General features: G+C 69.7%; 16 protein-coding genes. 10 read left to right on the top strand and 6 right to left on the bottom strand.

Annotated features, from left to right (window positions below):
* A partial coding sequence (locus AB0F44_RS20930; RefSeq protein ID WP_357358625.1) for an LLM class F420-dependent oxidoreductase occupies positions 1-794 on the bottom strand: 794 nt, incomplete at its 3' end.
* Between the two features lie 23 nt (positions 795-817).
* Here AB0F44_RS20930 and fgd point away from each other — a divergent pair.
* The 4 genes from fgd to AB0F44_RS20910 all read left to right on the top strand — a co-directional run bounded on the left by fgd (position 818) and on the right by AB0F44_RS20910 (position 4,587).
* Positions 818-1,822 (top strand): glucose-6-phosphate dehydrogenase (coenzyme-F420), encoded by a 1,005-nt coding sequence (gene fgd, locus AB0F44_RS20925; RefSeq protein ID WP_357358624.1) that lies wholly within the window; start codon positions 818-820, stop codon positions 1,820-1,822.
* A 166-nt stretch (positions 1,823-1,988) separates the two neighbouring features.
* On the top strand, positions 1,989-2,963 hold the full coding sequence (locus AB0F44_RS20920) for an RNA polymerase subunit sigma-70 (RefSeq protein ID WP_357358623.1): 975 nt from the start codon (positions 1,989-1,991) through the stop codon (positions 2,961-2,963).
* A 96-nt stretch (positions 2,964-3,059) separates the two neighbouring features.
* A complete protein-coding gene (locus AB0F44_RS20915; protein WP_357358622.1) occupies positions 3,060-3,842 on the top strand; it encodes an SDR family oxidoreductase in 783 nt (260 codons plus the stop codon).
* A 19-nt stretch (positions 3,843-3,861) separates the two neighbouring features.
* Positions 3,862-4,587 carry a hypothetical protein gene (locus AB0F44_RS20910; RefSeq protein WP_350665665.1) on the top strand — a complete coding sequence of 242 codons (726 nt, stop codon included), beginning with the start codon at positions 3,862-3,864 and terminating at the stop codon, positions 4,585-4,587.
* A 16-nt stretch (positions 4,588-4,603) separates the two neighbouring features.
* On the opposite strand, the gene AB0F44_RS20905 is transcribed toward AB0F44_RS20910, so the two are convergent.
* Positions 4,604-5,782 (bottom strand): alpha/beta fold hydrolase, encoded by a 1,179-nt coding sequence (locus tag AB0F44_RS20905; protein ID WP_357358621.1) that lies wholly within the window; start codon positions 5,780-5,782, stop codon positions 4,604-4,606.
* A 128-nt stretch (positions 5,783-5,910) separates the two neighbouring features.
* Between AB0F44_RS20905 and AB0F44_RS20900 the strand changes: the two genes are divergently transcribed.
* A complete protein-coding gene (locus AB0F44_RS20900) occupies positions 5,911-6,789 on the top strand; it encodes a glycerophosphodiester phosphodiesterase family protein (RefSeq protein ID WP_357358620.1) in 879 nt (292 codons plus the stop codon).
* Positions 6,790-6,818: 29 nt separating this feature from the next.
* Positions 6,819-7,439: a helix-turn-helix domain-containing protein gene (locus AB0F44_RS20895; protein WP_350665669.1), complete on the top strand. Its 621-nt coding sequence runs from the start codon at positions 6,819-6,821 to the stop codon at positions 7,437-7,439.
* Positions 7,440-8,293: 854 nt separating this feature from the next.
* Here AB0F44_RS20895 and AB0F44_RS20890 read toward each other — a convergent pair.
* Positions 8,294-8,548 (bottom strand): hypothetical protein, encoded by a 255-nt coding sequence (locus AB0F44_RS20890; protein WP_357358619.1) that lies wholly within the window; start codon positions 8,546-8,548, stop codon positions 8,294-8,296.
* Entirely contained in the window at positions 8,545-9,843 is a 1,299-nt protein-coding gene (locus AB0F44_RS20885; RefSeq protein ID WP_357358618.1) for a PspC domain-containing protein, read from the bottom strand. Before AB0F44_RS20885 ends, AB0F44_RS20890 begins: the two co-directional genes overlap by 4 nt.
* 124 nt (positions 9,844-9,967) lie before the next feature.
* Here AB0F44_RS20885 and AB0F44_RS20880 point away from each other — a divergent pair, with 124 nt between their 5' ends.
* Positions 9,968-11,308 carry a PspC domain-containing protein gene (locus AB0F44_RS20880; protein ID WP_357358617.1) on the top strand — a complete coding sequence of 447 codons (1,341 nt, stop codon included), beginning with the start codon at positions 9,968-9,970 and terminating at the stop codon, positions 11,306-11,308.
* A complete protein-coding gene (locus tag AB0F44_RS20875; protein ID WP_091052906.1) occupies positions 11,305-11,952 on the top strand; it encodes a response regulator transcription factor in 648 nt (215 codons plus the stop codon). Before AB0F44_RS20880 ends, AB0F44_RS20875 begins: the two co-directional genes overlap by 4 nt.
* Before the next feature lie 2 nt (positions 11,953-11,954).
* Here the strand turns inward: AB0F44_RS20875 and AB0F44_RS20870 are convergent, their stop codons facing one another.
* Positions 11,955-14,225 carry a bifunctional SulP family inorganic anion transporter/carbonic anhydrase gene (locus AB0F44_RS20870; protein ID WP_357358616.1) on the bottom strand — a complete coding sequence of 757 codons (2,271 nt, stop codon included), beginning with the start codon at positions 14,223-14,225 and terminating at the stop codon, positions 11,955-11,957.
* Positions 14,226-14,395: 170 nt separating this feature from the next.
* On the opposite strand from AB0F44_RS20870, the gene AB0F44_RS20865 reads away from it, so the two are divergent.
* Both AB0F44_RS20865 and pcrA read left to right on the top strand, forming a co-directional pair.
* The gene (locus AB0F44_RS20865) at positions 14,396-14,758 is read left to right on the top strand and encodes a hypothetical protein (RefSeq protein ID WP_160025265.1); all 363 of its coding nucleotides are present in this window, start codon (positions 14,396-14,398) and stop codon (positions 14,756-14,758) included.
* A gap of 61 nt (positions 14,759-14,819) precedes the next feature.
* Complete coding sequence (gene pcrA, locus AB0F44_RS20860; RefSeq protein WP_357358615.1) at positions 14,820-17,279, top strand: DNA helicase PcrA; 2,460 nt, start codon at positions 14,820-14,822, stop codon at positions 17,277-17,279.
* A 151-nt stretch (positions 17,280-17,430) separates the two neighbouring features.
* Here the strand turns inward: pcrA and AB0F44_RS20855 are convergent, their stop codons facing one another.
* A complete protein-coding gene (locus tag AB0F44_RS20855) occupies positions 17,431-19,185 on the bottom strand; it encodes a M23 family metallopeptidase (RefSeq protein WP_357358614.1) in 1,755 nt (584 codons plus the stop codon).
* Positions 19,186-19,659: the final 474 nt, after the last annotated feature.

The following is a 19,659-nucleotide window of genomic DNA, read 5'->3' as shown; positions in this document are numbered from 1 at the left end:
ACGGCCATGTCGTTGTAGAAGTTCTTGCCGCGGGCGCCCATGCCGCCGACGTACAGCGCCAGCAGTCCGCGCATCGTGTCGCGGTGGCGCTTGGCCTCGTCGGGGTCGTCGGTGATCGCGAGCAGACCGCCCGCGGAGATCTCCAGCGGCTTCAGGTCGGCCGAGCGCTTGGCCAGGCCCTTGTCGAGCGCCTCGCCCCAGACGTCGCGAGCCTTGTCGGGCAGGAACTGGAACGGCAGCCAGCCGTCGGCGACCTCGGCGGTCATGGCGACGTTGTTGTCGCCCAGCGCGGCCACCCACAGCGGGGTGTCGGCACGCTCGGGCTTGTTGAGCAGCTTGAGCGGCTTGCCGAGGCCGGTGCCCTGGTCGGCCGGCAGCGGGATCTTGTAGAGACCGTCGCTCTTCAGCCGCTCGCCCCGCAGCCCGGCGCGCAGCAGCGCGATGATCTCGCGGGTGCGCGTCAACGGCTTGTCGTACGCCACCCCGTGGAAGCCCTCGATGACCTGAGGCCCGCTCGCGCCCAGGCCCAGGATCGCGCGGCCTTCGGAGACGTTGTCGAGTCCGGCCGCAGTCTGGAGCAGCGCTCCCGGCGTACGGCTGTAGATGTTGAGGATGCCCGCGCCGAGCTCGACCCTCTCGGTCTTCGCGGCCAGGTAGCCGAGCAGCGAGACCGCGTCGAAGCCGTACGGCTCGGCGACCCAGAGCTGGTCGAGCCCCGCCTTCTCCAGGCCGACGACCTGGTCTGCGGTCTCGCGGGGGTTGCCGAAGTAGGTCAAGGGCATCGCAAGCTTCATGCCGAGGAGGCTACCGTGACCGTGTGACGGAGATCAGGTTCGGATACAAGGCGTCCAACGAGCAGTTCGCACCCACGGAGCTGCTGAACTACGGCGTGATGGCGGAGGAGCAGGGTTTCGACTCGGTCTTCATCTCCGACCATCTCCAGCCCTGGAGACACGACGGCGGTCACGCGCCGTTCGCGATGACCTGGCTGGGCGCGCTCGGTGCGCGCACGGAGCGGATCGTGATGGGCACCTCGGTGCTCACCCCGACCTTCCGCTACCACCCGGCGATCGTGGCGCAGTCCTTCGCGACCCTGGGCTCGCTCTTCCCCGACCGCGTCGTGCTCGGGATGGGCACCGGTGAGGCGATGAACGAGGCCCCGCTGGGCATCGAGTGGCCCGAGGGCAAGGTGCGCTTCGCGCGGTTCCGCGAGGCCGTGCGGGTGATCAAGAAGCTCTGGTCCGAGGACCGGGTCACCTTCGAGGGCGACTACTACCAGCTCGACCGGGCGACCATCTACGACAAGCCGTCGACGCCGGTCCCGATCTACCTGGCCGGCAGCGGCCCGGCCGCGACCAAGTACGCCGGCCGCGCCGGTGACGGCTACATCACCACCTCCGGCAAGGGCGCCGAGCTCTACACCGAGACGTTGCTCCCGGCCGTACGGACCGGCATCGAGCTCTCCGAGCGCAAGCCGGAGGACGTGGACATGATGATCGAGGTCAAGGTCTCCTTCGACCACGACCTGGAGCAGGCGATGGAGGCCACCCGCTTCTGGGGCGCCCTCGGTCTCACTCCGGAGCAGAAGCACTCTGTCGAGGACCCGGTCGAGATGCAGCGTCTCGCCGACGCGCTCCCGACCGAGGCGACCGCCAAGCGGTTCATCGTGTCGACCGACCCCGACGAGCACGTCGCCCGGATCAAGGAATACCTCGACATGGGCTTCACCCACCTGGTCTTCCACGCCCCGGGCCCGGACCAGGCGAAGTTCCTCAAGCTCTACGGCGAGGAGATCCTCCCCAAGCTCCGCGCTCTCGGCTGAGCTGGGCCGGAGCATGGCCAGGGCCCCGGCCGGGAATCAGAACCGGGGCCCTGGGAGGACCGCCCCACATACGTGATACGCCGTGTGAATGTTTTGCGTTGCACTTGTTTGAGGTCGGTTGCGAATTTCGTTCCCGGTGCGGTCGGCAGGGCCTACGCTCACCGGCATGAGCCTGATGGTCGACCCGTTCGTGGACGCAGCCGAGAAGCACCGGCGCGAGCTGCGAGTGCACTGCTACCGGATGGTGGCGAGCTTCGACGAGGCCGAGGACCTGGTGCAGGAGACCCTGGTCAAGGCGTGGGAGCGGCGCGACCAGCTGACCGACCCCGAGGCGATGCGGGCGTGGCTCTATCGGATCGCGACCAACACCTGCCTCGACTTCCTGCGCCGAAACGAACGGCGGCCGAGGACGTACGCCGCCCTGCCGGGGTTCGACCACGGCACCGGTGAGCCCCCGGAGCTGCTCGAGTGGCTGCAGCCGTTCCCCGACTCGCTGCTCGAGCCGGAGCGCCCGGAGGAGGAGGCGGTCGCGCGGGAGACGATCGAGCTGGTCTTCCTCACCGCGATCCAGCACCTGACCCCGCAGCAGCGGGCGGTGTTCGTCTTCCGCGAGGTGCTCGGCTGGTCGGCCGCCGAGACCGCGGCCGCGCTCGACGTCACCGTCGCCACCGTGAACTCGCTGCTCCAGCGGGCCAAGCCCGCCCTGCGCCGACATCTGCCCGAGGACCGTTCGACCTGGCGTACCGAGGGGCCGACCGAGGAGGAGCGGAAGGTCATCGACGCCTATATCGCGGCGGGGACGAGCAACTGGCGCGAGGGCATCGCCGACCTGCTGACCAGCGACGCCGTGCTGACCATGCCGCCGAACCCGTTCTGGTTCACCACCCGCGACGCGCTGCTGTCGTTCGTGCTGCCCAACCTCGACCCGTCCTCGCCGACCTACCTGGGTGAATGGAAGTTCATCCCGGCGAGCGCCAACCGGATGCCCGCGGTCGCGGGCTACGTACGCCGCCCGGGCACCACGATCTACCGCCCGCAGACGCTCGACGTGCTCCGGATCGTCGACGACCGGCTCGCCCAGATCACCACCTTCGAGCCGCACCTCTTCCCCGCCTTCGGGCTCCCGCAGGCGCTGACCTGAAAAAGTTTGCGGCTACCCGATGAGTTGCTGGCGCGGCGTACGTCCTAACGGGCAGATCACGCACACCAGGTGCGCGACGACAGCTCAGGAGACATCATGAACGCACAGCTTCAGGACCGCACCGCCATCGTCTGGGGCGGCGCGGGCGACATCGGCTCGACGACCGCGAAGGTCTTCGCTGAGGCGGGCGCCAAGGTCTACCTCGCCGGCCGCACCGAGGTCACTCTCGCGGCCAGGGCCGAGGAGGTCGGCGCGGCCGGCTACGGCGTGGTCGACATCCTCGACGAGGACGCCGTGGTCGCCTTCGTCGAGCGGGTCGTCGCCGAGACCGGCTCGCTCGACATCTCGTTCAACGTCGCCGACCGCGGCGACATCCAGGGGCAGGCGCTGCTGGAGATCTCGGCCGCCGACTACACCCAGCCGGTCGTACGCGGCATCGCCGGCTCCTTCCACACCGCCCGCGCGGCCGCCCGGCAGATGGTGAAGCAGGGTCGCGGTGTCGTGCTGGCGCTCGACTCCGGCTCCGCGCGCGGCTCGGCGCCCGGCATGGGCGGGACCAGCGCCGCCGACGGCGCCCTCGACGCGCTGGTCCGCGATCTCGCCGCGGAGGTCGGGCCCTCCGGCGTACGCGTCGTGGGGATCTGGACCGCCGGGATCACTGAGACCTTCACCGCGGAGAAGTTCGAGCGGGTCCTCGGGACGCCGCTCCCGGAAGAGGCCCTCGACGGGATCCGGGCGAACCTCGACGGCCTACGGATGACCAAGCGGTCGCCGCGGCTGAAGGAGGTCGCCGACACCGCGACCTTCCTCGCCTCCGACGGCGCCGGCGCGATCACCGGCACCTGGCTCAACGTGACCAGTGGGATGTACCCGAGCTGACCGGGTTAAGGTTCCCGGCATGTCCTGGACCAGGGGTGAGCCGCTCACCGACGTACATCGGGAGCGGCTCATCGCCGCGGGGCTTGAGCCGGAGGTGCTTGTCGGGCTCGAGCTGAGCGAGATCACCGGGCCGTTGCCGGAGTGGTGGCACGAGGGCGGCAACGCGCTCTACCTGCGCGACGGGTTCCCGCTCGACGAGCGGCTGATCGAGCTGCTCGGGTTCTACCCGTTCTCCGACGCGCTGATCGTGGTCGCGACCGACATCACCTCGATGCAGGCGCTGCTGGTCGGCGGTGACTCGCCGACCATCTTCATCGGCCCGGACACGAGCATGGTCTGGGGCGAGATCTACTGCGGCGGCGGTTCGGCGGTGATCCTCTCCGGTGGCCTCGTCGCGACCTCGCGCGCCCAGATCGATGCCCGCAACGGTGGCTCGATCGTGGCTGCCCGCGACCAGCTCTGGGCGGCCAACGTCTACGTCGCCACCGACGACATGCACCGGCTCGAGGACGCTGAGACGGGGCAGCGGATCAATCCGTACGGCGCCAACATCCGCTTCGGCGAGCACGTCTGGCTCGGCCGCGACGTGATCGTCACCGGTCACGCCGAGATCGGTGACGGTGCCGTCGTCGGCATGCGCGCGATGGTCCGCAACCAGAAGGTCGAGCCGCGTACGGCCGTGGCCGGAGTCCCGGCCCGGCTGATCCGCGAGAACGTCGTCTGGTCCGGCGAGGACACCCCCTGATCCCTGTCCCGTGTGCTCAGAGCTCGAGCAGCGGCACGAGAGCGCGGGCGAACTCTGCCGGGACCGCACTTGCGCCCACGTGGTTGCCGGGCATGTCGATCAAGGGTTGACGCAGCAGAGCGGCCAGGGCGTGGGCCGCCCGACGCGCCATCTGGTGATGGCTCAACGTGCCGGCGCACACGGTCAGTCGGGCTCGACGTACTGCCTCGATGTCGGGCTCGTAGAAGACGCTGGGGCCGGCCATCTGGCCGAGGAAATAGCGGTTCTTGTCGAGCTCCTCGGTCGATAGGTCCGGCAGCGCGAAATGCGCGGGAGGCACCTGGTCCCGGCCTGTGTGGTGGGCGGCGCCGCTGAGGTCGAAGAACTCCTGCACGGCTCGCTGAGGATCAGTCGTCGCGACGGCGAACGCCGCTGCAGCGCGCTCAGCGAGGGTGGAATCGTCCAGGAGAGTGACCAGGGGCGGCTCGTGCAGCACGGCCGATCCGATGATCTCGGGATGCTGCTTGGCCAGCTCGAGAAGGGTCACAGCTCCGCCGCTCGTACCGACGAAGATCGCCGGCTCACCGGTGAATGCGTCGACGAGTGCAGCAAGGTCTCCAGCGAGGACTTCGGGCGTTGGCGCGGCCATTCCAGGCGTCGCGCGACTGGCCCCGATTCCGCGAGGATCATGGGTGACGACGGTGAACTGCCCCGCCAGCTCCTCCGCGAGAGCTGCGAACCCAGCTCGCCCTGCCGGCGCTCCTACGAGGAAGAGCAGCGGCCCCTTCCCCTGGACGCTGTAGGTGATCCCCGTATCAGGCCGCTCGAAGACGTTCATCGAGCCGGTTGCCTGATCGGTGTAGTCCGCGATCTTGCGGCTGATCACCTCGAGGGCCCGGTCCAACGCCTCACGGCGTTCTTCGACACGACGGCGATGCGCGGTGAGCAGCTCCAGCCGCAACCGCGACGGGTCGCTGACCTCGGCGTCGGCTCCGGTGAACTGCGCGATGTCGGCCAGGGGCATTCCTGTTTCGCGTAGGTGGACCAGCATGCGGATCAGGTCGACATCGGCCGCCACGTACTGACGACGCCCAGAAGTGTCACGCCGCGGGGCAGGCAAGATCCCCTGCCTCTCGAAGTACCGCAGTGTGTCGGGCTCGAGGCCGGTACGCGCGGCGACCTCGCCGATGCCGAACTGCGCTTCTTGCTCACTCATGGTGCAAGCCTCCGACCTGGACCTCGGTTCAGGTCAAATGGATCTCCGACCGAACGGCCCGCCGCTCGTAACGTCCCATTCACATTGCGCCCGCCGCGGCGTCGCTGCCGGCACGCACGCTTGACGCCATGGCATCGGCCCACCGCCCCCTTGTGATCGGCCATCGCGGAGCACCTGGCTATCTGCCGGAGCACTCGCTGGAGTCCTACCGTCTGGCGCTGCGCCAGGGCGTGGACGCGCTCGAGACCGACGTGGTGATGACGAGCGACGGAGTGATGGTGCTCCGCCACGAGAACGAGCTCACCCGCACCACGGACGTGGCCTCGCACCCGGAGTTCGCGGAGCGGCGTACGACCAAGGTCATCAGCGGCAAGAAGTGGACCGGCTGGTTCACCGAGGACTTCACCTTCTCCGAGCTGCTCAGCCTCGGGGCGCCGACGACGAGCCAGCCGATCATCACCCTCGACACGCTGCTGCTGCTCGTCGCCGACGAGTCGCAGCGCCGCGGGCGGCGGGTAGGGCTGCACGTCGAGGTCAAGCACCCGACGTACTTCGCCTCCATCGGCCTCCCCGTCACCGAGACCCTGCTGCAGACCCTCGCCGACCACGGCGTCGACGGCTGGAACAGCCTTCCGGGCCTGCCAACCCAGCGGCTGTGGCTGCAGAGCTTCGACGAGGCGTGGGTACGAGAGATGGGCACCCGCACCGACCTTCCGCTGGTACAGCTGGTCGACAAGAAGTGGGGTGCTGTCGACTGCGCGGAGATCGCGACGTACGCCCAGGCCATCGGCCCCAAGAAGTCGATGGTCCGCAAGAAGGGGCAGCCGCCCACCGGCTTGGCCGACGAGGCCCACCGGCACGACCTGAAGGTCTTCGTGTGGACCCTGAAAGCAGGACGTGACCAGGCGAATCGCCTCTTCGAGGCTGGCGTCGACGGGGTGTTCGCCGACTACCCGAACCGTCCGATCGCCGCATTGGCCGACATCACACAGGCACATACCGCCTGAGTCTGGCGCCCGCACGTAGGGTGTGGGGCATGCCGCCCCTCAACGCGGACCGCGCGGTCCTGATCGCTGCTCGGGAGGTCCTGCTCAGGGACCCCCGCGCGACGATGGCCGCGGTCGCCGAGGAGGCCGGCATGGGGGTCGCCGGGCTCTACCGCCGCTACGCCAACAAGCAGGCGCTGCTGCGGGCGGTCGCCGCCGACAACTACCGCCGCTTCATCGCGTTCGCGGAGGCGGCTCTGAGCGACACCGACGATCCGTGGCACGCGTTCACGGGCTTCCTGCGCCAGGTTCTCGACGACGGCCTCCCGCGGCTCACCCTCGCCCTGCGCGACGAGGTCACCTTCGACCAGGGCCTGCGTGACCTGGACAAACTCGCCGTCCACACCACCAACCGCCTCCTGCGCGGTGCCCGTGGCAGCGGCATCCTCCGCCCCGACGTCACCCGCGCCGACATCACCGTCCTCCTCGAGCAGATCGGCCGCATCGACGTAGGAGATGACGTACGAAGCGCCGCCCTGCGCCGCCGCTACCTCGCCCTCGTCTGCGACGGTCTGCGCGCCGAGGCAGCCAGCCGCCGCCTCCCCGGACCGCCTCCGCATGAGGCCGAGCTGATCGGGCGGTGGGCGGGGGAGATCTCCAGCGTCTCCTAGCTTGCCGGTCGTCTTCTGGGGCTGACTCGTGTCGAGTCCTGGTTGGTCTCGGGAGGGTGCGCGGAGGTGGCCGTGGCTTCGTTTCAGGGTTCGCCGCCGACCCTTGGTTCGATTGTTTCTCGATCATGCACCGCGTCAAGGACGGGCTTCGCCCGCCGGCTTCGCCGGTCGCCTCCGGCGATCCTTGACCCGGCGCCCGATCGAGAAAGATTTCGCCTGTATCGGGTCGGCGGCGAGAGTGTGGCGCAGCGGTTTCAGTTGGGCACGGGCTTGGGGCCCGTGGCTGGTCGTGCGCGGCTGCCGTGCCCTGTGCGTGCCTATGGCAGTGGGCGTGACCTTGTGAATCGTTCACAAGCGAGCCGTCGCTTTGGTTGGGTCGGGTTTCGGTGCGACAGAGTCACGAGCTCCCACTCATCCGAACAGATCCCCACATAGGCGGACGTTCCCCACTGTCCGGAGCGTGGGGATCCTTCACTGCGGTGGGGAGTTGTCCCTGCGAGTGGGAAATGGCGGTGTGGAAGCCAGAGGGCTGGCCGCAACGTCCGTCAGGCGCATGGACGGACGGCTTCAGCGTGAGCTGAGAACGGTCAGCGTTTGAGATCGTCAGGGCCTGATGGGCAGGCCCTGTGGTGTGACACCTGAACGGTCGATCAGGGGCGGCGGGTGAACCGGATCGTGCCATCCGGTAGCCGCTCATGGATGTCGCCGGGTGCGTGGGCCAGGCGGTGATGGTGGGGACACAACAGCGCCCCGTTCCACCCCATCAACCTCAACCTGCCGCGTAAGAACTTCTCGGCCCACCCCAACCCCGAAGGAACGATCCCGCTGAGACGACAAACGACCCCGCGAAAGAGTCAGCTCTTCCTGAGCAGCGCGGCGAGGAGACCGATGGAGCCGCCGACGATCCAGGGGAGCGGGAGCAGCCAGCGGAGGTCTTCGATGCTGTCGATGTCGACCGTTCCGGTGACGATCAGGGCCCAGACGACCACGAAGGCCAGGAAGGCCAGCCCCATGACCAGGTGGCCGATGTTGACGGGGTGCCGGCCGGTGGGCTTCTCGTCGACGGCCTGGTCCTCGAAGCGTGGCGGGGGAGCGTAGTCGTAGCTCATGGGGTGCTCCTCTCGGTCGTGGCCATGAAGCGTGCGGCCCTGGGGTCGCTCTCCTCGTAGACGTTGATCGCACCGACATCGGCCGTGGCGCTCACCCGGAGGTCGGCGTCGTCGGCCAGGCCGGGCTCGCTGCCCTCCTCATCGGCGACATGGGTGCGGGTCAGGGCAAACCCGCCGATGTCGCTGCGGGTCTCGTCGAAGACCTGGGCCTCACCCAGCCCGCCGACCTTGGCCTCCACCGCGACGGTGGCGTCGTCGGGGACGATCACGGTGATCTCGCCGAACGAGCTGGTGATGTCGAGATCGCGGCCATCGAGCGTCGCCGGGTCGATGGCGCTCATGTCCACGACGATCGCGCCGGCGTCGACCACATAAGAGCTCTCCAGTGCCGCGACGCTTCGTGGGTGGATCTCGACGCTGCTGCCGGTCTCCAGGGTGGAGGGGTCGATCATCGTCAGGGGGAGCGCGACGAGGGCCATCAGCCCGAGGAAGATCAGCCCGCCGGCCCGGCCCCAGAAGGCACCGAGGACGAGGAAGCCCCCGAAGACGGCCAGCAGTGCCGCCGGGTAGGCGCTGGTCGGCACTGGCGCCCAGTCCGCGACATCGAGCAGCCCCAGTACGCCCACCACCAGGGCGGCAACCGCGATGGCCCGGCCGAACAGCAGCGGCGGGCGCCGACGACCGGTCGGGGTGAGCGGGGCGTTCGGGTCGTAGGACCCCGGAGCCCACGGGGCCGGAAGATAGCGTGTCTGACCTGCGGGAACGTTCTCGCTCGGGTCGACCGGCGACGAGGCCGAGGGCATGGGAGCTTTGCCGCGCTTGCGGCCCCACTTGCCGCGGTTGGCGTACCAGAGCGCGACCACGCCGAGCACCGCGAGCCAGAACCAGGGGACGCTGGTGTCCCCGAACGCGTCGCCGAGCAGCGAGATCGACGCGATCCCGCCGGCGATCCACAGCAGCAGGTTGCGCGCAGGTGGCCCGACCGGGATCATCCCGTCCTCGGCGCCCTCCTCGGGCACCAGCACCCAGGCCGCGACGTACACGATCCCGCCGGCGCCCCCGAAGAACACCGCAACCACCAGCAGCACCCGCACCAGCAACGGGTCGACGTCGGAGTGGCGTGCGATCCCACCCGCGACGCCGGCGATGTGCCGTCCCTCCGGGGAGGCATGGGTCGTACGCCGCAGGCCACTGAGGTTGCGCAGCTGCTCGCCACTGGGGCGGGTGCGCGCCTCGGAGACAGGCGTTGGCGGCTCCGGGGTAGGAGGCAGCGGCGCCTCGGGCGGGATCGTCACACCCCTACTCTGACTCCTCCGCGCCACGGAGACCATCAGGGACGGCCCTGAGTTCTCGATGAGCAAGGATCAGGGTGAATCCTCATGGCACACGCCCGCGGTTGGTGTGACGATGGATGTCATCATGATGACAACCCATGCGACGGCGGAGCTGCCGGCACCGCCCCCGGAGCGAGCAGGGCCTATGGCTTCGGGCTCCGCTTCAGCAGTACGCCGCGCCTACCGCGACACCGACGCGTCGGTGATCGGCGGCGTGGCCGCGGGCCTGGCCGAGCACCTCGGTCTGCCGGTGCTCGCCGTGCGTGCGTTCTTCGTGGTGACCGCCGTGTTCAGCGGCTTCGGCGTGCTGCTCTATGCCGCACTGTGGATCTTCATCCCGGCCGCGCCTCTCCTGGAGCAGTCCACGCCGGGTGGGGAGAGTGCGACCCGCGGTGGCCGGCGCCCGGCCGCGCGTTCGGGTGGCGTCGACAAGGGGCCGGCGATCGCGCTGCTCGCCCTCGGGTTCGGCGCCGTCGTCCTCTTCGACACCGTGCTCGGTGCCGGTGCGCTGATCTGGCCGGCGATGCTCGGCGTCGCCGGCGTCGCGCTGCTGTGGCGCCAGGCCGACGCCGCCCAGCGAGAGCGCTGGATCGACGGCACCGGACGCCTCGACCTGGTGCGGATGGTCTTCGGCAAGGGCGGCTGGCGGGCGTACGTCCGGGTCGGCGTCGGCGTCGGGCTGATGCTCTTCGCGGTGATCCTCGCCGGCGGCCAGCTCGACTTCGGCAACGCCACCGCGCTGATCATCGCCGGGCTGATCGTGCTCGGGGCGGGTTTCCTCGTCGTCGGGCCGTGGATGCACCAGCTCGCCAGCGACCTGGGCAGCGAGCGCGAGGAGCGGATCCGGAGCCAGGAGCGCGCCGACATGGCCGCTCACCTGCACGACTCCGTCCTCCAGACTCTCGCCCTGATCCAGCGCAACTCCGCCGATCCCGCGATGGTGCAGAAGCTCGCCCGAGCCCAGGAGCGCGACCTGCGGGAGTGGCTCTTCTCGACCCCGGCCGAGGCCGACGAGACGTTCGCGGCCGCCCTGAAGGCGGCCACCGCAGAGGTCGAGGACGCCCATGGCGTGACCGTCGACGTGGTGGTCGTCGGCGACGGCCCCTTCGACGAGACGGTGCGCCCGATCGTCGCCGCCACCCGCGAGGCGGTCACCAATGCCGCCAAGCACGCCGGCACCGGACGGGTCGACGTCTACGCTGAGGCGACGGAGGAGTCCTTCGAGGTCTTCGTCCGCGACCGGGGAGCCGGCTTCGTCGTCGACGAGGTCTCCGCCGACCGGCATGGCGTACGCGACAGCATCATCGACCGGATGTCGCGCCACGGCGGCAGCGCTGTGGTGAGATCGTCTCCGGGAGAGGGCACCGAGGTGCGGCTGAAGCAGCCGCGGACCGGCAATACACATTCTGGAGAGGAACGACGATGAGTGAGGTCAAGGTCGTCATCGTCGACGACCATGCGATGTTCCGCACCGGCGTGCGCGCCGAGCTGAGCCGGTCGCCGGTGATCCGGATCGTCGGGGAGGCCGAGGATGTCGACACCGCGGTCAAGGCGATCGCCGAGGGCAAGCCCGACGTGGTGCTGCTCGACGTACATCTTCCCGGTGGCGGCGGTGTCGAGGTGATGCGCAAGGCGCCTGCCGTCGACGGCTCGCCGCGCTACCTCGCGCTGTCGGTCTCCGACGCGGCCGAGGACGTCATCGGCACCATCCGCGGCGGTGCCCGCGGCTATGTCACCAAGACGATCACCGGCGCCGAGCTGGTCGCGGCGATCCAGCGGGTCTCCGGCGGAGATGCGGTCTTCTCCCCGCGCCTGGCCGGATTCGTGCTCGACGCCTTCGCCGGCACCATCGCCATCGCCGACATCGACGAGGATCTCGACCGCCTGACCGAACGAGAGCGCGAGGTGATGCGCCTCATCGCCCGCGGCTACTCCTACAAGGAGGTCGCCGGCGAGCTGTTCATCTCGATCAAGACGGTCGAAACCCATATGTCCAACGTGCTGCGCAAGCTGCAGCTGTCGAGCCGTCACGAGCTCACTCGCTGGGCCAACGACCGCCGCCTGCTCTAGGGCTAGGCCGGCTCCGGCGGGCGAGCCTCCATCAGGTGGGCGAGCTCGTCGGTCTCGGCGTCGGTGAGCGTCGTGAACCCGTCCCCGCGCAGGATCTGAAGCGTCCCGTCGGAGATGTCCAGGAACAGCCCGACGAGACGTACGTCCCGGCCTGCCAGGAGCTCCCCGAGACGGTCGATCATCACCGCGACGTTGACCTGGGAGACCTGGTCGACCTCGCTCCGGCCGGCCGCGGCGGCTGCGGCGCCGACCGGATGCCCGGCCTGCCACTCCTGGATCGCCGGAGTGGCGTGACGCAGCCAGTCGCCGACCGGACCTGCGGGCACTTCCCCGGCACGCGTGCTCTCCAGCGCCGAGGTGATCGCCCCGCAGCGGGAGTGGCCGCAGACGACGACGGTGTTGATGCCGAGGTCGTCCACGCCGAAGAGCATCGGCGCCGCGACCGAGCTGTCCGGGCTACCGGGTTCGGGCACGAGGTTGCCCATGGTGCGGACCGTCAGCAGGTCACCCGGGCCGCTCGACGTGATCAGGTTCGGCACCACCCGGGAGTCGACACAGGTCAGGAAGACCGCGTGCGGTTCCTGGCCGTCGGCGAGCCCCTCGTAGACCGGGCGCAGCGGTGCGGCGTGACGGCGGTGGTACTCCCGGACGCCGAGGGCCAGCGGGTGGTGTCCGTCGGTGCGGTCGGCACGTACGTCCTGCCAGGCGCTCCACGGCAGCAGACCGCGGGGGCTGATTGGCGGCGCCTTGAGCGCGCGCTCCTGGCGGGGCGCCTCGTCGCCGTGCGGTCCGGAGTGCTCGACGAGCACGGTGCCGCCGGCGGCCTCGTAGCGGACACGCCAGTGGTCGAGCTGGTCTCGTCCGGCCGGGTCGAGGTAGTCGACGAGGAGGTCGAGCTCGACGACCTGGCCCTCCGGGATCGCGTCGAGCCTGCTCACCAGCTTCGGTGTCGCCAGGAACGAGAGGCTGCCGTGCACCTCGACCAGCCACTTCTCGCGGCCGTCGGCGGCCAGGCCTGCCGGGCGTACGTCGATCCGTACATGGACCAGGCGCCACAGCACCAGGACCAGAGCGGCGACCAGCCCGATCAGAACACCCTCGATGAGGTTGAGCGCTAGCACTCCCGCGATGGTGAGCCCATAGATCCACAGCTCGCCGCGGGCGTGCGCCTGGGAGATGTCGGCGGGCCGGACCAGGCCGGTGCCCATCATGATCAGCAGCCCGGCCAAGGCGGCGAGCGGGATCTGCTCCACGAGTCCGACCAGGACGAGGGCGAAGAGGAGCACCCAGACGCCGTGCAGGATCGCGGACACGCGGGTGCGAGCTCCGGCGGCGACGTTGGTCGAGCTGCGCACGATGACGCCGGTGACGGGGAGGCCACCCAGGGCACCAGAGGCGGAGTTGGCCAGGCCCTGGCCGACGAGCTCGCGGTTGAGGTTGCTGCGCGGGCCGCCGTGCAGCTTGTCCACGGCAACCGCCGAGAGCAGGCTCTCGACGCTCGCGATCAGGGCGACGGTCAGGACCGCGCCGGCCACCGCGAGCGGGGTGCCCTCCGGGAGCGCGACCGAGCCGATCTCATCGAGCAGGTCACCACCGAGCTCGACGCGCTCGGCGCCGGGCAGCCATGCCGCGGCGAGCAGGGTGAGCGCGACGATGGCCACCAGTTGGCCGGGCACCGCGCGGACCCGCTGGGGGAGCCGCGGCCAGACGAGCAGGATGCCGATCACCCCGAGCCCGGCCAGGATGGCGTGGATGTTGGGCTCCTGCGCGTTGCCGACGATGTGCTCGAGGTTCTCGAACGCGCTGGACTGGGAGCGGCCGCCGAGGGCGACGTTGAGCTGGCCGAGGACGATCGAGATCCCGATCGCGGCCAGCATCGCGCTGACCACGGTCGGCGAGATCGCCAGCGCGTAGCGCCCGAGCCGGGTGGCGCCGAGGATGACCTGGAGAATTCCGGCCATCACCGTGATCGCACAGGTCGCCTCCCATCCGAACTCGGCGACCGTCTCTGCGACGACGACGGTGAGACCCGCGGCCGGGCCGCTGACCTGTAGCGGTGAGCCGCCGAAGAGGCCGGCGACGATGCCGCCCGCTGCGGCGGCGATCAGGCCTGCGGCGACAGGAGCACCGGAGGCGACGGCGATGCCGAGCGAGAGCGGCACGGCCACGAGAAAGACGACCAGCGAGGCCGGTACGTCGAAGCGAATGGTCTGGCGGAGCTGATCGAGCGGTCTGGACCCGCCGGTGGGCAGGGTCGGGTTGGGTGATGACACGTCAGAATCCTCCTTGCGGAGCCGAGAGCGATGGTGGCGGTCACGGTGAGAGTAGGCAGACGCCGCCGAATTCCCCAAGGCGAATGTGACCAAAATCGTGTGATCGTTCGAAAACGTGCCGAAGCGGTACCCCGTGGTGGGCTCCGAAGCGGTGGCTCTAGTCTTTGCCCATGGAGATCGTGCGGCACATCCTGCTCGTCATTCACCTGCTCGGCTTCGCGGCGCTCTTCGGCGGCCTGCTGGTGCAGATCAAGGCCCCTGACAAGGTCGCCAACGGCCTCATGCGCGATGGCTCCGGCACCGCGTTCCTCGCCGGTCTGCTGCTCGTCGGCGTCCTCGAGATGGGCGACGGTCCGGTCGACCACGCCAAGGTCGGCGTGAAGCTCGTGATCGGCCTGGTCATCCTCGGCCTGGTGATGTCGCAGCTGCGCAAGCCCAAGATCTCCGACGGGCTCTACTGGACGATCTTCGGGCTGACGATCATCAACGTCTGCGTGGCGGTCTTCTGGTCCTCCGCGCACGTCGCTGCCTGACGATCCCCACGGGCCCGCCGACCCGCGACTTGTCGGTGCCAGCCCCTAGGCTGGAGGCAGCATGAGTACGCCTGACCAGACCCCTGTCGCAACCATTCCGGGCCTCGAGGCCTTCGCCTCGGCGCAGCCGGCCGACGAGCCGCGTACGAAACGACGTGGCCCGAGCACCGAGGAGCTCCTCGACGGGCTCAACGAGCCCCAGAAGGCCGCCGTGCAGCACCAGGGGGCGCCCCTCCTGGTCGTCGCGGGAGCAGGGTCGGGCAAGACCCGGGTGCTGACCCGGCGGATCGCGTGGCTGATCTCCCAGCGCGGTGCCCACCCCGGCAGCATCCTGGCGATCACCTTCACCAACAAGGCCGCGGCCGAGATGAAGGAGCGCGTCGAGGCCCTGGTCGGCAAGCGCGCCCGGATCATGTGGGTCTCCACGTTCCACAGCGCCTGCGTGCGGATCCTCCGCAAGGAGATCGACAAGGTCGGGCTGAAGTCCAACTTCTCCATCTACGACGCCCAGGACCAGAAGCGGCTCATGCAGCTGGTGCTCACCGATCTCGACCTCGACCCGCGTCACTACCAGCCCGGCCAGGTGCTCAACTGGGTCAGCGACCAGAAGAACGAGCTGCGCGACGTCGAGGCGGCCGAGAAGGACGCGCGCAACCACCTCGAGCAGACCTATGTCGCGGCCTACAAGGAGTACCAGAAGCGTCTGCGGCAGGCGAACGCCCTCGACTTCGACGACCTGATCATGTCGACGGTCGAGCTCTTCCGGGCCTACCCGGAGGTGCGGGAGGTCTACCGGCGCCGGTTCCGGCATGTGCTGGTCGACGAGTACCAGGACACCAACCACGCCCAGTACGCCCTGGTCCACGAGCTCTGCGCCGACCGGATGGACGACACCGCGCTGACCGACAGCTACGCCGAGGACACCCCGCGGGCCGAGCCGGCCGAGCTGATGGTCGTCGGTGACGCCGACCAGTCGATCTACGCCTTCCGCGGTGCCAACATCCGCAACATCCTCGACTTCGAGCAGGACTTCCCCAACGCGACCACGATCCTGCTGGAGCAGAACTACCGCTCCACGCAGACGATCCTCACCGCCGCCAACGCGGTCATCAAGCACAACAAGGGTCGCAAGGAGAAGGCGCTGTGGAGCGACGCCGGCAACGGCGACCGCATCGTCGGCTACGTCGCCGACGACGAGCGCGACGAGGCCCGGTTCGTCTCCGACGAGATCGACAAGCTGGTCGACGGTGGGCTCAAGGCCGCCGACGTCGCCGTCTTCTACCGCACCAACGCCCAGTCGCGTGTCTTCGAGGAGGTGTTCATCCGCACCGGCCAGCCCTACAAGGTCGTCGGCGGTGTGCGCTTCTACGAGCGCAAAGAGGTACGCGACGCCCTGGCCTACCTGCGCACCCTGGCCAACCCCGACGACCAGGTCTCGCTCCGTAGGATCCTCAACACCCCCAAGCGGGGCATCGGCGACCGCGCCGTGGCCTGCGTCAACGCGCTCGCCGAGCGCGACGGGCTGACCTTCTGGGACGCGCTGCAGAAGGCCGAGGACGCCCCCGGGCTGGCCACCCGCAGCCTGACCAACATCAAGGCCTTCGTCGCGATGGTCGAAGAGCTGCTGCAGATGGTCGCCGCCAGCGAGCGGGCCGACGTCATCCTGGAGACGGTGCTGGACCGATCGGGCTACCTCGCCTCGCTCGAGGAGTCCGACGACCCGCAGGACGAGACCCGCGTGGAGAACCTCGCCGAGCTCGTCGCCGTGGCCCGTGAGTTCTCCGACGACCCGGTCGCGGCCCCGAGCGCCGACCCGGCCGACGTCGACGCAGGCACGGTCGAGCCCGGACTCCGCGACTTCCTGGAGCGGGTCGCCCTTGTCGCCGACACCGACCAGATCCCCGACGACGAGGACGGCGTGGTCACCCTGATGACGCTCCACACCGCCAAGGGCCTGGAGTTCCCTGCGGTCTTCCTCACCGGCATGGAGGACGGCGTCTTCCCGCACTCCCGAGCCCTCGGTGACGGCACCGAGCTCGAGGAGGAGCGTCGCCTGGCGTACGTCGGCATCACCCGCGCCGAGAAGCGGCTCTTCATCTCGCGTGCCGTCGTCCGGTCCGCCTGGGGCGCGCCCTCGCACAACCCCGGCAGCCGTTTCCTCGACGAGCTCCCGGTCGACCTGGTCGACTGGCGGCGTACGGAGAAGGAGATGTCCTCCTGGGGCCGGCCGAACTTCGCCAACGACACCTGGGGCGGTGGCCAGCGCCTCGGTCAGCCCACCGCCGCCGGTCGCCGCAACTTCTCCTCGGCCGCGCTGCGCGCCGACGTCGCGGCCAAGTCGAAGCCGGCCCGTGAGGTGCCCTCGCTAGATCCGGGTGACCGGGTCACCCACGACTCCTTCGGCCTCGGCACAGTTGTCACCATCGAGGGCTCGGGCGACAAGCAGGTCGCGAGCATCGACTTCGGCGACACCGGGGTCAAGCGGCTGCTGCTTCGCTATGCGCCGGTCGAGAAGCTCTAGTCACGTCGAGTCGGCGCGTTAGAACGGGCCGGCTCGGCGGGATGTAGATGATTACGCGCCGAGTCGGCGCAACCGCACGCCTCGCTCGCTTCGCTTCGCTCCAAGGCGTGCAGTTGCGCCGACTCGGCTACACCAGGACGCGCTGCGCGCGTCAGCTCGGGTCTACGCCGTGCTCGTTGAGGGCGGCGTCGGGGTCGACGGCGTCACCACCACCGGGGCGGACCTCCACGTGGAGGTGGTTGCCCGTGGAGTTGCCGGTCGAGCCGACGTAGCCGATGACCTCGCCGGGGGAGACCGTCTGGCCGACGGAGACGCCGTAGTCGCTCTGGTGGCAGTACCAGATCTCGGTGCCGTCCTCGAGGGTGATGATCGTCCGGTTTCCGTACGCCCCGCCCCAGGCGGTCTCGGTGACCGTGCCGCGGGCGATCGCGTGGATCGGCGTGCCGTAGGGGGCCGCGAAGTCGAGACCCGTGTGGGTGCTGGACCAGTTGGAGCCCGAGGAGCCGAAGGTGCCGGTGATGCGGTAGACGCCCGCCGGGATCGGCAGCTCCCACATGTTGGACTTGAGGAACTTGTCCTGCTTGTCGGCCTGGACGTCGACGCCCTGGAGCGCCTTCTCGCGGTCGCTCGCGGCGGTGTCGGCCTCGGAGCGCTCGTCGTTTCGGGTGACGGTCGCGGAGCGGTCACCGACGACGACCATGTCGCTGTCGCCACCGAGCGCGGTGGCTCCGACGAGGCGTACGTCATCGGCGGCGACCATCGTCGGACCGCCGGTCAGCGCGATGCCACCGATGGCGGCGGCGAGAGCGGCGGCGCCGGCGGTCAGCGGGACCGTCGGGCGGCCACCGGCAGCCGCGGCTGAGGCGCGCCGGGTGCGGGGACGGGCGGGGACGCCGATGCCGACCATCGTGCCGGTGGTCTCGACCGCCGGGAGATCGTGCAGCTCGGGCCGGTAGGTCGCGATCTCGCTGATGCTCGGCAGGTCGATGCTGCCGGTGTCGGCGCGGAAGTAGGTCTCGGCCTGCTGCGGGTCGCTGTTGTAGCCGTCGGCGTAGTCGTCCTGGTAGTAAGCCTCGTGCGGCTGCGGCGCCTCGTAGTAGGGCGCGTCGACGGTGTAGGTCTCGGCCGGGAGGTCGATCGCCATCGAGTCGAAGTCGATCTGCCGCGGCAGTGACACCGGCGGGGCAGGGAACGAGGTCGTGTCGATCTTGAACGACGTCGGCGGCGCGTCGAACGCCTCCTGGAACCCGCGGGGCTCCTGGATCTCCGGCTCGTAGGCCGGAGCAGCCGGCGGGGCCACCGGAGCAACCGGCGGAGCCGGGATCTGGCGGGCCTCGCGCACGGCGCGGATCTTGCCGGTCAGCGGAGCGAACGTGTTGGCCATCCGCAGCGGCTTCGGGGTGTGCGTCGGCTCGGGCGCCTCGAAGGTCGGCTCAGGAGCGACGGGGGCGACCGGAGCGACAGGCGCCACGGGCTCGGGAAGCACCGGCTCGGGCGGCAGGGGAGCAGCCGGAATGCCGCGCGGCGGCGTCTTGGTCGAGACCGCCTTGCTCGACGTCGCCTTCGGCGCGGGCTTGGTCGGCTGGGTGAGGAACATGGTGAGCTCGGAGGTCGTCATGCCTCCGACGCCGAGGTCTTCGAGCACCTCGGGGGTCACCTTGTCCGGGTCGATGCCCATCGAGGAGAGCAGGTCGGCCAGGACCGGGTCGATCTGGGCCGCCCGGCGCTGCACGGGGACGATCGGGGTCGCCGCGGGAGGCGGCGGTGTCGGGAACGAGGCGGGGAAGGCGGGGCCGTCACCCTCGACGAGAGCACGCAGCTCACTCGTCGAGATGCGGCCGTCGGTGGCCTCGTAGTCGCGGGGGGACCCGACGACCGGCAGCTTGCCGGTCTGCTCGAGGACCACGCGGTTGGGCCGGGCCTTGGCTACCGGCTCTTCAGGAGTCTCAGGGGCGGGGGTTGGCTTCGCGGTCCCAACGGCGGGGGACGGCGCGGCGCGCCGCTTCCCGACGTAGGAGGTCGATCCGGTCGCTCGCGGGGCAGGCCTGGAGGCAGGGCTGTCGGTCGCCGGCGCTGCGCGCCGCTTCCCAACGTAGCTGCTGCTGCTCGTGGTTGCTCCGGGGGAAGGGGTGACCGAACGCGGACTGTCACTTGTGACGTCGGCTCGGTGGTTGCCCATCAGTTCATATCTCCGCTGTTCGGGGTCAGACGGCGAGCCATGACTGTAACGGACCGGAGGGCGGGGTCAAGAAATGTGGCACGCCCGTTTCGCTGATTTCACCTTCGGCGACGGCCGAATCAGTCGCTGATCTGCGCGTTTCCGCCAGATTCGGAACTCGATTGCGACTTATTGATGTCACCCGAAACGCGTGTCTTCGGC

Origin of the sequence: Nocardioides sp. NPDC023903 (genome assembly GCF_040639295.1) — a bacterium.
Taxonomy (GTDB): Bacteria; Actinomycetota; Actinomycetes; order Propionibacteriales; family Nocardioidaceae; genus Nocardioides.
Note: the sequence above shows the minus strand (reverse complement) of the source record. Positions and strands in the feature narration are given on the sequence as shown.